This window comes from Jeotgalibaca sp. MA1X17-3, from assembly GCF_021513155.1.
Lineage (GTDB): Bacteria > Bacillota > Bacilli > Lactobacillales > Aerococcaceae > Jeotgalibaca.
In genome coordinates this window covers 1,955,252-1,970,194 of record NZ_CP090983.1, presented here as the reverse complement: position 1 = coordinate 1,970,194, position 14,943 = coordinate 1,955,252, and the positions used below count along the sequence as shown (strand labels likewise).

Annotated in this window: 15 protein-coding genes and 2 pseudogenes; 16 read left to right on the top strand and 1 reads right to left on the bottom strand. The window is 29.5% G+C overall.

Features of this window, described 5'->3' with window-relative positions; genetic code table 11:
* The first annotated feature begins 297 nt into the window (after positions 1 to 297).
* The 12 genes and pseudogenes from LZ578_RS09890 to LZ578_RS09840 all read left to right on the top strand — a co-directional run bounded on the left by LZ578_RS09890 (position 298) and on the right by LZ578_RS09840 (position 10,635).
* Positions 298 to 1,479, top strand: a complete 1,182-nt coding sequence (locus LZ578_RS09890) for a hypothetical protein (RefSeq protein ID WP_235145017.1) — start codon at positions 298 to 300, stop codon at positions 1,477 to 1,479.
* A 303-nt stretch (positions 1,480 to 1,782) separates the two neighbouring features.
* Positions 1,783 to 2,136 (top strand): hypothetical protein, encoded by a 354-nt coding sequence (locus tag LZ578_RS09885; protein WP_235145016.1) that lies wholly within the window; start codon positions 1,783 to 1,785, stop codon positions 2,134 to 2,136.
* Between the two features lie 115 nt (positions 2,137 to 2,251).
* The gene (locus LZ578_RS09880; RefSeq protein ID WP_235145015.1) at positions 2,252 to 2,809 is read left to right on the top strand and encodes a BtpA/SgcQ family protein; all 558 of its coding nucleotides are present in this window, start codon (positions 2,252 to 2,254) and stop codon (positions 2,807 to 2,809) included.
* 1,340 nt (positions 2,810 to 4,149) lie between these two features.
* Entirely contained in the window at positions 4,150 to 5,277 is a 1,128-nt protein-coding gene (locus LZ578_RS09875; protein WP_235145014.1) for a DegT/DnrJ/EryC1/StrS aminotransferase family protein, read from the top strand.
* A 15-nt stretch (positions 5,278 to 5,292) separates the two neighbouring features.
* The gene (locus LZ578_RS09870) at positions 5,293 to 5,901 is read left to right on the top strand and encodes a sugar transferase (RefSeq protein WP_235145013.1); all 609 of its coding nucleotides are present in this window, start codon (positions 5,293 to 5,295) and stop codon (positions 5,899 to 5,901) included.
* A 35-nt stretch (positions 5,902 to 5,936) separates the two neighbouring features.
* Positions 5,937 to 6,443 (top strand): GNAT family N-acetyltransferase, encoded by a 507-nt coding sequence (locus tag LZ578_RS09865; protein ID WP_235145012.1) that lies wholly within the window; start codon positions 5,937 to 5,939, stop codon positions 6,441 to 6,443.
* A gap of 7 nt (positions 6,444 to 6,450) precedes the next feature.
* Positions 6,451 to 7,377, top strand: coding sequence for a 1-aminocyclopropane-1-carboxylate deaminase/D-cysteine desulfhydrase (locus LZ578_RS09860; protein WP_235145011.1), 927 nt, complete (start codon positions 6,451 to 6,453; stop codon positions 7,375 to 7,377).
* A complete protein-coding gene (locus LZ578_RS09855) occupies positions 7,370 to 8,344 on the top strand; it encodes an ATP-grasp domain-containing protein (RefSeq protein WP_235145010.1) in 975 nt (324 codons plus the stop codon). Before LZ578_RS09860 ends, LZ578_RS09855 begins: the two co-directional genes overlap by 8 nt.
* 8 nt (positions 8,345 to 8,352) lie before the next feature.
* Positions 8,353 to 8,822, top strand: a pseudogene (locus LZ578_RS12730) (glycosyltransferase); the annotation flags it as partial.
* Between the two features lie 63 nt (positions 8,823 to 8,885).
* Entirely contained in the window at positions 8,886 to 9,455 is a 570-nt protein-coding gene (locus LZ578_RS09850) for a glycosyltransferase (protein ID WP_255763981.1), read from the top strand.
* A gap of 144 nt (positions 9,456 to 9,599) precedes the next feature.
* The gene (locus LZ578_RS09845) at positions 9,600 to 10,046 is read left to right on the top strand and encodes a glycosyltransferase (RefSeq protein WP_235145008.1); all 447 of its coding nucleotides are present in this window, start codon (positions 9,600 to 9,602) and stop codon (positions 10,044 to 10,046) included.
* Positions 10,047 to 10,125: 79 nt separating this feature from the next.
* Positions 10,126 to 10,635: a glycosyltransferase gene (locus tag LZ578_RS09840; protein WP_311198621.1), complete on the top strand. Its 510-nt coding sequence runs from the start codon at positions 10,126 to 10,128 to the stop codon at positions 10,633 to 10,635.
* A 250-nt stretch (positions 10,636 to 10,885) separates the two neighbouring features.
* Here LZ578_RS09840 and LZ578_RS09835 read toward each other — a convergent pair.
* Positions 10,886 to 11,507, bottom strand: a pseudogene (locus LZ578_RS09835) (IS30 family transposase).
* A 145-nt stretch (positions 11,508 to 11,652) separates the two neighbouring features.
* Here LZ578_RS09835 and LZ578_RS09830 point away from each other — a divergent pair.
* From LZ578_RS09830 to LZ578_RS09815, 4 genes are read left to right on the top strand one after another with little or no spacing between them, the layout of a single operon-like run.
* Positions 11,653 to 12,699 carry a glycosyltransferase family 2 protein gene (locus tag LZ578_RS09830; RefSeq protein WP_235145006.1) on the top strand — a complete coding sequence of 349 codons (1,047 nt, stop codon included), beginning with the start codon at positions 11,653 to 11,655 and terminating at the stop codon, positions 12,697 to 12,699.
* A gap of 58 nt (positions 12,700 to 12,757) precedes the next feature.
* Complete coding sequence (locus LZ578_RS09825) at positions 12,758 to 13,144, top strand: glycosyltransferase (protein WP_235145005.1); 387 nt, start codon at positions 12,758 to 12,760, stop codon at positions 13,142 to 13,144.
* Positions 13,102 to 13,794, top strand: a complete 693-nt coding sequence (locus LZ578_RS09820) for a hypothetical protein (protein WP_235145004.1) — start codon at positions 13,102 to 13,104, stop codon at positions 13,792 to 13,794. Before LZ578_RS09825 ends, LZ578_RS09820 begins: the two co-directional genes overlap by 43 nt.
* 13 nt (positions 13,795 to 13,807) lie before the next feature.
* Positions 13,808 to 14,941, top strand: coding sequence for a polysaccharide pyruvyl transferase family protein (locus LZ578_RS09815; RefSeq protein WP_235145003.1), 1,134 nt, complete (start codon positions 13,808 to 13,810; stop codon positions 14,939 to 14,941).
* Positions 14,942 to 14,943 lie beyond the last annotated feature (2 nt).

Below are 14,943 nucleotides of genomic sequence, written 5' to 3'. Positions count from 1 at the left end.
GCAAACTCATTTTGAGTTTGCCTTTATTTATTCAAAATTTCCAATTAATTATCTAAATAAATGAAATCTTTTTCAAAAAAGACTAGATATGATTAAGACGTGATTATGACACGATTGACTGATAGCTTACAATATATATTCATAAATAAATCAAAAAATGAGTTATATGTAAAAATTTTTGATTATACTAAGAAAGAATAGTCAAATGAAACCCTACTGTCTAACATTGTGAAAATACATTCAATGTTTAAAGGTATATGCTATTATAGAATCATCTTAAGGAGGGAATTTATCAAAATGAAAAAAATAATTAAAAATATTTCTTTATTAGGAATTATTTTTAGTTTCTTCTTTTTAAATAGTTCCGTCGCTCTGGCAAATGAGAATGTAACTGTGCAATATCGGACACACGTGGAGAAACAAGGTTGGCAAAACTTTGTTACAAATAGTGAGACAAGTGGGACAAGTAATCAAGCTTTACGTCTAGAAGCAATTGAAATAAATATACCGAACACTTCTAATGGAGGAATCGCCTATCAAACACATATTCAATCGATTGGTTGGCAAGATTTTAAATCTGATGGACAAATGAGTGGTACTGAAGGACAAGCAAAAAGATTGGAAGCAATCAAAATAGAACTAACCGGTGATTTGGCCTACACTCATGATATTTATTATCAAGTCCATGCTGAAAAATTTGGGTGGCTTGATTGGGCAATGAATGGAGAACCAGCTGGAAGTGCCGGATATGCCTATCGACTAGAAGCAATTAGAATTGAAATTGTTCCAAAAGGATATCCAGCTCCAGGATCAACCGATCGTCCCTACATGGAATATGTAAAACCTCAAGTACCAATGAAAGTAAATTATACAACACATATACAAAGCTATGGATGGCAAAAGCCAGTCAGTAATGGTGCAATGTCTGGAACAGAAGGGCAAGCAAAACGATTGGAAGGAATTAAAATAAATATTTCTAACCCAGAAATGATAGGCGGAGTAACCTATCGGACTCATGTACAAAGCTATGGATGGCAAGGATGGGTTTCCAATAATCAAGTAAGTGGTACTCAAGGACAAGCAAAACGCTTAGAAGCAATTGAGATAAAACTAACAGATCGACTAGCTGAATTCTACGATATCCATTATCGTGTGCATGCACAAACGTTTGGTTGGATGGGTTGGGCGAAGAATGGAGAGCCAGCAGGCACTTCTGCTTTTGGTTTTCGTTTAGAAGGAATCGAGATTAAATTAGTGCCAAAAGGTAATAACCCTCCTGGTACTACTCTTAATGCCTATAGAGATGGAAATAGATTATATGTAGATAAAAAGGGTAATGGGACGATAAAAGGATCTAATAGTGGAATCTACCACATACCAGGTTCTCAGCACTATAATCAAACAACAAATCCAAGAGCCTGGTTTAAAACAGAACTAGAAGCAATGAAAGCTAAGTACAGACCTGCACGAATTAATTAGAAAAGAAATAGTATTAATTAGATGAAGTAGAAAATAACATACTCCGCTTATTGTAGACAGAGAAAAAATCAAAACTCTGAATGGGATAAGCGGATTTTTTTGTCTAAAAGAAAAAAGAATCATCCTGCAAAGAAAATCTACAGAAATCAGATTGCAAATTGAAAAAATAAAAAAACTATGATTGAAGTGTAAGAAAACCAATTTCTTATCCTCTAGTCACTTCTTTTAAATCATACATTTCAAAAGACTTTATAATCTCTCTACCATTTATACAGATAACAATCATCTCTGGATAGGCTACACTTGCTTGGACAATATATTGAAATAAAAGAAGAAAATGAAGTTCTTCTTGCCGGAAAAGAATATCCTGAAGTCCGAGAAGAACTTAAAAAAAGGAACTTATATTGTAGTAGTTTTATGACACGAGAAGTATTAAAAGAAAATTTAGAGATTGCCTCTGAAGAAAATGGCTTTGTATACATGAAAACATTTGGAGACGAAAAAGACAACAGTAAGGTATATCCTACTCTAGAAGATTATGTAGAAGTAGTCAGAGAAACCATTGGAGAGAATAAACATATCTACTGTAGTATTGGAGTGCATTCACCCGAACGTCTTCAAGAAGTCTATGAAAGTGTGCGGATGGTTCCTTCTTAGGAAGTATCGTCATTAAAAAAGAAGAAATTAAAGAAGAACAAGCTCATTTTATTCGTCAATTAAGAGAAATAGCGGATGGCAATAAGGCGGTTAAATAAAGGCAGGCAGCGAGTCAGTGAATGAAAAAGTAATAATTGGAATGGTTCACTTGAAAGCTTTACCAGCATCACCCAATAATATGTGTTCGATTGAAGAAATGGTTGTCGTAACAATATGTGGTGCCGACTTCATTCGAGCAGAATTATTTGTAGAAATACGTGCCATGACGTTGGGGTTCTTACATCCGATGGCAGCTAGATTAACAAGAAAGAAAAAAGAGATGAATTTATCCGTTAAAATTTTTGCAGATGTGAACGTCAAAGAGTCCCGCACAGTCATTCCACAAGATATTGAAGTATCTATTGATGAAGCATTAAAAGCAGGTGCGAATGCAATTATTGTGACTGGTTTAGAGACAGGTAAGCCTCCTTCCGCATCAGAAGTAAAAGAATTAAAAAAACTAGTAAAAGATACCCCACTTCTTATCGGTAGTGGAGTAAACAATCAAAATATTAAAGAATTAATGAAATATGCAGACGGTGCGATTGTTGGATCTTCTATTAAAGAAGATGGAAAAATTGATTATGCGGTTTCTGTAGAAAAGACAGTAAAGTTGTTAGAACAATTGAAATAGAAATGTAATAACCAACTATTTAAAGAAGAAAATATTTTCCGTTAGATTATGTTGATTCCTTCAAAATCTGATGAAAAATGATAGTTACATGATGAATGCTTTCCAATGACCCATTGGAGAGTATTTTTTTATCTTTAGCTAGATGCCCTCTTCAATCCAAGATTCCAGTATCGCTGGAGTTTGTAGTATTCCAGGGATGATGTTCGAAATGGGTTTATATATGCCATTCTTGTTTGATTCAAAGAGTGACTGATTAGCTGGAAGACATGAAGCAGATTACTAATGATTTTAGCCTGTAGAAAACATTCGTGGATAGGAGTGAAGTAAAGAGTATTCATAACAACTTAAAGAACTGAAAGTGAGAGGAAATGACTTGAATTACTCGTGATGTGGTCGTTGGGCTAATGTTATGACAACTCGCTAAATCTTTCTCTTGAATTTTATTTTTAGATTCATCAGCTTTGGATTGCCTAAACGTATTGGAAACAAAGCAAGGAGGGTTTACCACTCTTATTTTTGCACAGAAAATAAAGGTATATTTTTATAATAAAAGTGTTTTCTAGCAAGAAGGACGTTGGCTCATGACTGGTGCTATTCAAAGTTAAGTGGCTCATCTTAAACGCTAGTAGACTTTTTTATCTAATCACACAAGTGATTGATAACTTACAATATATGCTCATGATATTCATTAGCGATTAAATAAACAAGAAGTAGAAAAAAGAGTTACATGTACAAAAATTTGACTGTATTAAAAATCAGCTAATTCCCTGATAGAATTAGAAAAAACTTTAATTCTATCAGGGAAACTGTTATAAAAGTCCATGAAAGTTGTATATTAAAAATATGTTACCTTTTATTGAACTTAAAAAAAATGCTATATCGTATTTTCTGATGTTTGTTTAAAGAGAAATCAGGAAGTTCTTTGAAAAATGTGGAGTTGTTCAAACCATCACAGAGTTAATGAGAAAAACAACACTCTCTAGCATTCAATAGGCTAAAGAGCGTTTTTATGTAGAGTATGAACTGCTTTTCCTACCAATAAGGAATTATTGTTAAAGGTTATAAAATCAAAAATTTGAAAAAGTAGTATTTGTGTCTAAATTGTGAAGGAACTATTGTGCCGTTAATAAAAATATCGTTTTCATTAGATAGATTTCACAAAAAGGTGAAGAAGATTCTAAAAAATGTGTTTTATTATGATTTTCTATACATATTTTTATGATGTAATGTTAAGATACTATAGGTATAGATATATTCCAATATAGATAAAATTATAGTAAAGAAAGTATCATTTTAAATTAAAAAGGAATGATTCTTATAAAAGGAAGGAAGTTTTGAATATGGCAGAAAAAATAAAGGTTGATAAAATATTTTTAGCTTCTCCTCATATGAGTGATGAAGGTTATGAAAAAGAATATGTAGAAGAAGCCTTCAAAACAAACTGGATTGCTCCTTTAGGAGAAAACGTAGATAACTTTGAAGTTGAACTTGCACAAAAAGTTGGTTCTAAACATGCCACAGCACTATCTTCAGGTACTGCAGCGATTCATTTAGCTTTAAAAGCTGTTGGAGTTGAAGAAGGAGATATTGTTTTTTGTCCGACATTAACTTTTTCTGCTACTGCAAATCCAATTATGTATCAACATGCGACACCTGTGTTTATTGATAGTGATTCAAAAACGTGGAATATGGATCCCATTGCTCTAGAAGAAGCATTCCAGAAATATCCAGATGTAAAAGCCGTACTGGTTGTACATCTGTATGGATTATCAGCTGATATGGATGCTATTATGGAAATTTGTAATCGATATAACGTTCCAGTAATTGAAGATGCTGCAGAATCACTGGGAACATTTTATAAAGGTCAACATACAGGTACATTTGGCGATTATGGAATTTTTTCCTTTAATGGAAATAAAATCATAACGACTTCTGGTGGAGGAATGCTTGTTTCAGATGATGAAGAAGGAATCTCCAAAGCTCGTTTCTGGTCTACTCAATCACGAGAAAAAGAAAGACACTATGAGCATAAAGAAATTGGATTTAATTACCGTATGAGTAATGTAGCTGCAGGGATTGGTAGAGGACAACTTAAAGTACTTGATGATCGAGTAGCTAAAAAAACATACATTTATGATTTCTATAAAAAAGAATTAAGTGATTTAGAAGGGATTGAATTTATGCCAAGTAATGTATGGGATCAACCAAACTATTGGTTGAGTGTCATTACATTAAATGGAAAAGTTCGTCCGCTAGATGTTATGGAGGCGTTAGAAGCTGAAAATATAGAGTCTCGTCCTGTATGGAAGCCAATGCACTTACAACCATTTTTCAATGAATATAATTATGTAGGTGGAAATGTTTCCGAAGAATTATTTGAAAATGGAATTTGTCTTCCTTCTGATACGAAAATGACAGATGTTGAACTTAGAAGAGTTTGTATGGTAATTAAATCATTATGGAAATAGATAGGATGTTTTATTATGTTGAAGCTAAATCTGATTTTTAAAAAAATAATAGATTTATTTGGAAGTTTAGTTGGGATTATTTTAACCTCACCTTTACTCGGTATAATTGCTATGTTAATAAAGTACACTTCGGATGGACCTATAATTTTTAAACAAAAACGACTTGGAAAAGATGGAAAAGTATTTGAAATTCTCAAGTTTAGAACAATGATAGTAGATGCTGAGAATATTGGTGATGGCTTATTTGTAAAGACAGGAACAGATAATCGTATAACTAAAGTAGGTAAATTCCTAAGAGCAACGAGTCTAGATGAATTACCTCAGTTATGGAATGTAGTTATCGGCGATATGAGTTTGGTGGGTCCAAGACCACCAGTACTACATCATCCATATAAATATATAGAATATACGGATTTCCAAAGAAAAAGGTTTGAAATGAAGCCAGGTATAACAGGTTTGACTCAAATTACAGTAAGGAATTCAGTCTCCTGGGATGAAAGAATTCCTTTAGATGTTAAGTATGTAGATACTTTTAATGTTTGGTTGGATATTAAAATACTTTTTAAGACTGTAATAAAGATATTTACAAAAGAAAGTATATATACAGAATCAAAAAATGTTTAAATATAATATATTTAAATGAATAGAGGTTTAATATTATGATTGAGATAAGACAATTTAAAAAAGAAGATATTCCATATAAAATAGAATGGGTTAATAATAAAGAAAATAATAAGTATCTTCATTATGACTTGCCGCTTCGTGAGGATAAAACGATTATATGGTTTGACACTATTAAAAATAGAAAAGATAGAATAGATTACACAATAACATACGAAGGTGAGCCTGTTGGTTTAATAGGATTATTAAATATAGATTATATAAATGAAAAAGCAGAGTATTATATTCTATTAGGTAATTATAAATTTAAAAGAATGGGCATTTCTAAAAAAGCTTCAAAATTATTAATAGAAGAAAGCTATAAAAAATTTAAATTGAAAGAAGTCTATTTATACACAGAAGCAGAAAATAAAATAGCACAAAAATTATTTGAATCAATAGGATTTCTAAAAAAAGACTTGACTGCAGATGGAATAAAAGAAGAAATATTTATGTACATTTTGCTTATTGAAGAATATTTTAATAGAGAAAATAAAAAGGGGTGATACCTTTATGAATACACCCATTCAAAAAATGAGCGGTCAATATAGTAATAATGATATATTTATTAAAAGGGATGACTTAATACCATTCTCTTTTGGTGGCAATAAAGTAAGAAAAGCTAAACTTTTTTTTGAAGATATAGAAAACAAAAAATGCGATTGCATAGTTACTTATGGAAGTAGCAGCTCTAATCATTGTAGGATCGTTTCAAATATGTCAGCTGCTAGAGGGATAAAATGTATTATCATTACACCAAATGAGAAAAAAGAGAATACATATAATAGAAAAATGATGGACTTGTTTGGAGCCGAAATTATTAACTGCAAAATCTCCGATGTTAAAGAAACTATAGAAAGTACACTAGATAAACTTCGGGAAAAAAAGTATAAACCTTATTTTATACAAGGAGGAGGACACGGAGATATTGGCACAAAAGCTTATGTAAACGCTTTTGAAGAAATTTTATCTTATGAAATAGAAAATAAAATAAAATTTGATTATATATTTCACACTTCAGGTACAGGAACAACACAAGCCGGGCTTATTTGTGGTAGCTTATTAAATAAAGATCGTAGGAAAATAATAGGGATTAGTAATGCAAGGAAAAATCCAAATGGAAGTCAGGTGGTTTTGGATAGTGTTAATAGCTATTTGAAATCGATAGGTAATATAACAGTTGGTCTAGAAGTTGTCGATTTTGTCGATGAATATATAATAAATGGTTATGGTTCTTCTAATGATGAAGTAATGAAAACAATTAGAGAAATATTAGTTAAAGATGGGGTTCCTCTTGATATGACTTATACAGGTAAAGGTTTTTGGGGGATGAAAAAATATTTAGAGAAAAATCAAATAATAAGAAAGAATATCTTATTTATACATACAGGTGGAACACCACTATTTTTTGATGATTTGGAGGCAATAAATAATGATTAAACCTATGAATATACTAATACTCAGCTGCGGGTCTAGAAATAAAATAGTTCAATACTTTAAAAAAGAACTAGGAGGTAGCGGTCAAGTTATGGCTACTGATTCGAGTGAGCTTGCTCCAGCAATTTATGAAGCAGATAAGTATTTTATTGTTCCAAAAATAAACGAGAAAGATTATCTAGATATTATATTAGAAATTTGTAAAGAAAATAATATCAAAGGAGTTCTATCCTTAATTGATCCTGAATTAAGTTTATTATCAAAAAACAGAGATGCATTTCTTGCAATAGGAACAACGCCTATTGTTTCGGATCATGAATTAGTTGAGATGTGCTTTGATAAATATAATTTCTATGAATTTTTAATAAAAAATAATATTAAAACTATACGAAGTTATATAGATAAAGAAGTATTTTATCAAGATGTTGAATTAGGAGATATGGAGTATCCTGTTTTTGTAAAACCTGTGAGAGGTAGTGCAAGTGTTAACATTAGTAAAGTGAATACAAAAGAAGAAATCGAACTTCTCTTCGAGCAATTTGATAATTTAATGATTCAAGAATTTATGGATGGAATTGAGATTGGTGCAGATACATATATTGATATGATAACCAAGGAAACAGTTTCGATTTTTGCAAAAGAAAAAATTAAAATGCGAGCTGGAGAAACAGATAAGTCAGTTTCAATAAAAGATGAAGTATTATTTGATTTAATTAAAAAGTTTGTAGAAGTTACAGGGTTTATTGGAATTATAGATATTGATATTTTCAAAAAAGATGATGAATATTATATTTCTGAAGTAAATCCTCGTTTTGGTGGAGGCTATCCACATGGGTATGAGTGTGGAGTAAATGTGCCAAATATGATAATTAATAATTTGGATAATAAAGTAAATGAAGATGTAATAGGTAATTATGAAAACAATATTTATATGATGAAATTTAATGAAGTAAAGATTTTTAAGAAATAGGAGTATATATGAGAATATTATATGTTTCAACACTATCAAACACTATAAATGCATTTCTAATACCTCATATTCAGATGTTAATTCAAAATGGACATACTGTAGATATTGCATGCAATATTGAAAAAAAAATTGATCATAGTTTATTGGAGCTTGGATGTTCAATTCATAATATAAGTTTTAGTAGGTCACCGATCAAAAAAGATAATTTAAAAGCATTTAATAAACTGAAGAAAGTACTAGTCGAAAAAAATATGATATTGTTCATACTCATACACCAGTAGCGTCTGCCGTTGTGAGATTGGCATGTAAAAATATAAAACAAACAAAAGTATTTTACACAGCCCATGGATTTCATTTTTATAACGGTGCACCAATTAAGAACTGGTTAACATATTATCCAGTTGAAAAATGGTTATCAAGATATACTGATACCTTAATAACTATTAACAAAGAGGATTATAGAACTGCTAAGCAGAAATTTAATACAAAAAATGTTGAATATATAAAAGGTGTAGGACTTGATATAGACAAATTTAAAAAAGTGATAGTTAACAAGAAAAGTAAAAAGGAAGAATTAGGTATTCCATTTGAATCACAAGTTTTATTATCTATAGGTGAATTAAATGAAAACAAAAATCATGAGACTGTTATCAGAGCTATAGCAAAGTTAAATAATGATAAAATTCATTATGTGATTTGTGGGGAAGGGCAATTAAAAAAATATTTAATAAATTTAAGTAAGGACTTAGAAGTAGAGAAACAAGTACATTTAATAGGGATAAGAAAAGATATCTCTGAAATTTGTAGAGTTTCAGATATATTTGTCTTTCCCTCATTTAGAGAAGGTTTATCTGTTGCACTAATGGAATCTATGGCTAGTGGCTTACCAGTCATTTGTTCTGATATTAGGGGTAATAATGATCTGATTGATAATAAAAAAGGTGGTTTTTTAATCAAACCTAGAAATATAAATGACTATATAAAATGTATAAACGAATTAATAAATAGTACTAAATTAAAAAAAGAGTTTAGTCAATACAATCTAAAAAAAATTAAATCTTTTTCTATTAATAGTGTTTTATCTAGCCTAGAGTATATTTATAAACAATAGAGATTTAATAGCTATTTTGAAAGGAGTATTTTTTGTGACAACCTTAATTTTATTGTTCAACTATGTGTAGCCTATCCAGGGTATCAAAATATTGTTTTTGAATATAAGTTTGTATTAAAAAAATATCTTAAGAGGTGCTATTGAGTGAAAAAAATTCTACATGTTCTTAATACTTCAAAATTATCCGGAGCAGAAAATGTTGCGGCTGATATTTGTATGATGTTTGATGGTGAATATGAAATGTACTATTGTTCTTTAAAGGGTGAGATTGAGAATGCGCTAAGCAATAGAGGAATAAATTATATTCCTACGAATAAGTTATCAATAAAAGAGTTAAAGAAAGTAATTGAAAAATATAATCCTGATATAATTCATGCACATGATGTTAAGGCTACATTTATATCTTCATTAGTTGCAGGAGATATCCCTCTTGTTTCACAATTACATGTAAACCAAGATGATATGAAGAAAAAAACTATGAAAGCAAATTTGTATTTACTATCTTCTTTTAAAGTAAAAGAAATCATAGCAGTATCTGAAGGTTGTATTGATGATTTTGTATATAAGAAGTTTATAGAAAAAAAAGTATAGTACTAAGAAATATAATTTACGTTAATCGTGTACAAAAATTGATGGCTCATGATTTACAGGAGTATAATTTTGATTTCATATTTTTAGGAAGATTATCAAACCAAAAAAACCCTCAAAGAGTAGCTATGGTTGCTTCAATTGTTCTAAAAAAATAAAAAATGCACGTTTTGGGATAATTGGTGAAGGAGAACTCAAACAAAATATGATAAACATATTCGAAAAAGAAGGAGTGTCAGATAGAGTCACCTTTACTGGTAGCTTATCTTATCCATATAAAGCAATAAAACAATCTAAATGTATGTTATTTTGTTCTAGATTTGAAGGAACACCTATTGCAGGATTGGAAGCAATGGCTTTAGGTATACCTATTGTATCTACACCTACAGATGGGATGAAAGACTTGATAACCAACAATGAAACTGGTTTTTTATCAGATGACGATAATCTTCTGGCTCAATCAATAATAAATCTTATTTTAAAAGAAGATTTAAATAAACAAATGTCAAAGAAAACTTTGAAAAAATTTAAGGAAATAAACAATGAAGAATATTATAAAGAAAAATTAGAAAATATTTATAAAGAGATATAGGTATATGAATAGGTTACACTAGGTTGGAGAATATAATCTTAATTATCTAGTGCTCAAACTTTTCGAATAAATGAATTTATTCGAAAAGTTTGAAATTAATGGAGCACAAGAATATAAAAGCCAATCAGAATTTTATGTACAAAATTATTTAAAACTTGATGAATTAAGGGCGGATGATTCAAAAAAATTGTCAAATTAAGCTAGACATGATGGCCTCATATAGGTAACTCAAGCATACTTCTAGTGGTGTTTAGTAGGCCAAGGGCTTTCGTGGGATCTTATTTCGTTCATTCTCAACGGAAGTAACAAAAGCTTGGTCCACTTGATTGAAGCCCATTTCTTTTGGCAATTCGTTTTGTCGCAGCAGAGCAATAATTTTTTTGTTTAATGCTCGCTGTGAAGGGGTTCTAGAGTCAGTGAAATAGAGCACAAGATCATGTTGGTTCCGTATAGATTTCCAATTGGAGGATTTTTTCCCGTAATCGACTTGAATAAATGTCTAAGGATTGATTCAAACCATGATATCAGATATGCTTGATATCGTTCGCATTCCGCCCTTTGGGCTTCAAAGTGATGATGACTTTTGATAGACGTTCCACTAAGGTGATATCTGGTGTCCATCCTTGTGCAACTTTTTCTTTGATATAGTAGATCTGTTGTTCGAGTGGTAGAACCATTTTAGGTCTTCCGCAACGTTTCTTACTTTCCTTATACCGTTTGTAGTATCCCAAAGCTGTATGACCTTTCTTCAAGCAATTGATCTCCTGTAGATGGTCATTCTGGAACGTTTCAACAGGGTCGATATGGTTTTTCACGGGGTAGTAAGCCTCTATCATCACTAGTTTATTCATGGTAAGAAGGGTGTGGGTCATTCGTGATCACTCCTATGTTTTCTTTATTTGGAAATACATTTTGAGTGTACCACGAATGGCCTATTCATTTGTTTAGCTTAATTTTACAATTGAAGTAATCAAAAAACTAAGTATTTTTTGTAAATGAAAGGTTGTTTAATATAAAATGATAAGTGTTATTATACCAGCATATAATTTAGAAAAACAAATATCAAATACTTTAAAATCGCTAATAAACCAAACTAATAATAACTTCGAAATTATCGTTATAGATGATGGTTCAATTGATAACACTAAAGAAGTTGCTCTAAAAACATTACAAGTAAGTAATGTTAATAATTTTTTAGTCATAACACAAAATAATGGAGGGGTAAGTAAAGCAAGAAATGTTGGCTTATTAAAATCAAAAGGGGAATATATTTTCTTTTTAGATGGTGATGACTATGTAAGCAAAGATTTTATAGATACACTTTATCATTACATAGATCAAAGTAGTACAAGAATGGATGTTCTTTGTTGGAGATATAATAGAATCAATAATACAGGGAAGAATACTTTGAATTACTTTAATAGTCACATTAAAGAACCATTTATAATAAGTGGCATAAAGGCAATTGAAAAAATAGCATTAGAAAAATCGTTAAACGTATGGACTGGAAGTGCAATATATAGAAAAGAAATATTGGAAAAGAATGAAATTAAGTATACAGAGGGTTGCAAAAGTGGAGAAGATCAAGAGTTTTCAATCAAAGCATTAGCAAAATCTGATAATGTTTTATTTATAAATAAAACATTATCTTATTATACTAGTAGAATAGATTCAATTTCAAATTCTTATGATATCAACAAATTTGATGCAGTTAGTGCAATGTATAGAATTTCAGAATATTTAAAAAAACATGGTAAAGGTTACAATAGGGTATCATATATTTTTGGAAATGATAAATTAATTGAAAGTTATTTAGTAAATTACAGTTCATGTTTACAAAATATGGAAAATAAAAATATTCTAAAACTAAATAGTGAAATAGAAAGAAAATATCCAGGATTAAACAAAAAAGTATCAAGTATGATGAAAAATAATAACGTTCGTGATAGGCAATTACTTATAAAAATTATGTTATTTCGAATACATCCGAAATTATTTAATTTTATTTTAAATTCAAACTTTAGGAAGAAAACGAAAACTTTTAAAAATAAAAGCTCCTATTAGTTTGTACGATAGTAAAAAACACAAATGATGTAGTTTTTACTAAAAAAGGAGATTTTTAATGATTAAAGTAAGTATAATAGTCCCGGTTTATAATGTGGAAAAATATCTAAAAAAAAGTATTGAAAGTCTGATGAATCAAACACTAAAGGATATAGAAATTATATTAGTGAATGATGGTTCTACAGATAATAGTTTATTTATTTGTAAACAATATGAAAAAAAAGATTTTAGAATAAAAGTCATAGACAAAAATAATGGTGGAGTTTCTTCAGCCAGAAATATAGGAATAGAATTAGCTTCTGGTCAATATATTGGTTTTATTGATCCTGATGATTGGATAGAACCGGAAATGTATGAAAAAATGTACAGTAAAATAGAAAAAACTAAATCGGATGTGTGCATTTGCAATTATATAAAAGAGAAAAACAAAAAAAAATTCAGGTAATGTTACCTACGAAAAAAGAAATTTTAGTTAATCATGAAATAATGAATGAAATTATTTCTAATATGATAGGTCCACCAAATTTGAATAGCAACGCACAAACAATAATGGGGAGTGCGTGTAGATTATTGATAGATAGGGAAAAAATTAAGCCATACTACTTTAGGTTTCCTGAGAATGTCCCACTAATGGAAGATTTGATATTTTGTCTAAAAGTTTTTTTGGATTCTGAAAAAGTATCTATTGATCAGGGGATATATTATCATTATATGACAAATGATAATTCTGCAATTAGAAAACATAGGGAAAATATGCTTGAAATGCAAATGGATGTTCATAACAAAATAAGCAATATTTTAATTAAAAATGAAGTTGATGAAGTGTACGAATTCCGTTTAAATATGAGATACGTAGAAGGGTTTTTAACTTCAATTGCAAATGAAGTAAGTGATAATAATCCCAAAAAATTCATCTTAAAATTAAAAGAAATAAGCAATATGTGTTCTGATAAAAGGTTAAGGAAAATTATTGAGAGTGTAGATACAAGTGGATATTTATTGAGAAAGAAAATAATTTTATTAGCTATACAAAGAAAATGGAGTATTTATCTTTATTTATATTATAAAATTTTATTTAAAAAAATTAATAAATAAAAAGGAGAGAATCATGAAAAAAGTAGCAATATTAACGTTAAATGGATATTTTAATTATGGAAATAGATTACAAAACTATGCACTACAAGAAGTTATAAGAAATTTAGGCTTTGAAGTAGAAACTATAGTTAATACTACACAAAATGAAGAAGTACAAATGGCATATCCATTAAAGATGTACAAAATTATAAAAAAAGGGCCTAAGTATTTAAAAAAAATAATTTTAAATAAGTTAAATAAAAAAAAAGTTATAAATTCAGGTAATATAAGAACTAAAACATTCAAAGATTTTACACATAAGTATATAAAAGAAACTAACTATTCGATTTCTGATAAAAACATTCCAAATGACTTGTCAGAAAAATATGATTATTTTGTAGTAGGTAGTGATCAAGTTTGGAATCCTAATTTCAGAGAGGTTACATCACTTTATTTCTTACTATTTACAGAAAAAAACAAAAGGGTATCCTATGCACCTAGTTTTGGAGTGTCTGAACTATCAAACGAATATAAAAGTAATTATAAAAAATGGCTTACGAACTTTGATAAAATCTCTGTTAGAGAAGATGACGGTGCCGAGATTATTAAGGAATTAACAGGGAAAACAGCTCCCGTACTAGTAGATCCAACATTACTGATTACAAAAGAAACGTGGTTATCGATTGCTAAAAGAGCAAATAATAAACCTGAAAAAGGATATTTACTCACATATTTTTTAGGTGGAGTACCGAAACAATATTCAAAAAGAATAAATGACATTGCTAAAGAAAATAATTTAGATATTATTAATTTAGGGGATGTAGGAGATATAGAAACTTATAAAACAGGCCCCAGCGAATTTATAGATTATATTAATTCATGTAGTATTTTTTGTACTGATTCTTTTCATGGTTGTGTATTTGCAATATTAATGCAGAAACCTTTTATTGTTTATGAAAGAGAGGGAAGTTCTCTCTCAATGTATTCAAGAATTAATACATTACTTGATAAATTTAATTTAAACTCTAGAAAAATTGAAAATATTAAGACAAATAAAGATGCATTTAATATTGAGTACACAGATACTTCATTACTATTAGAAGAAGAACGATTAAAATCGTTAAACTTCTTAAATGAAGCCTTAGAAGTTACCAAAAAAACTCAATGATA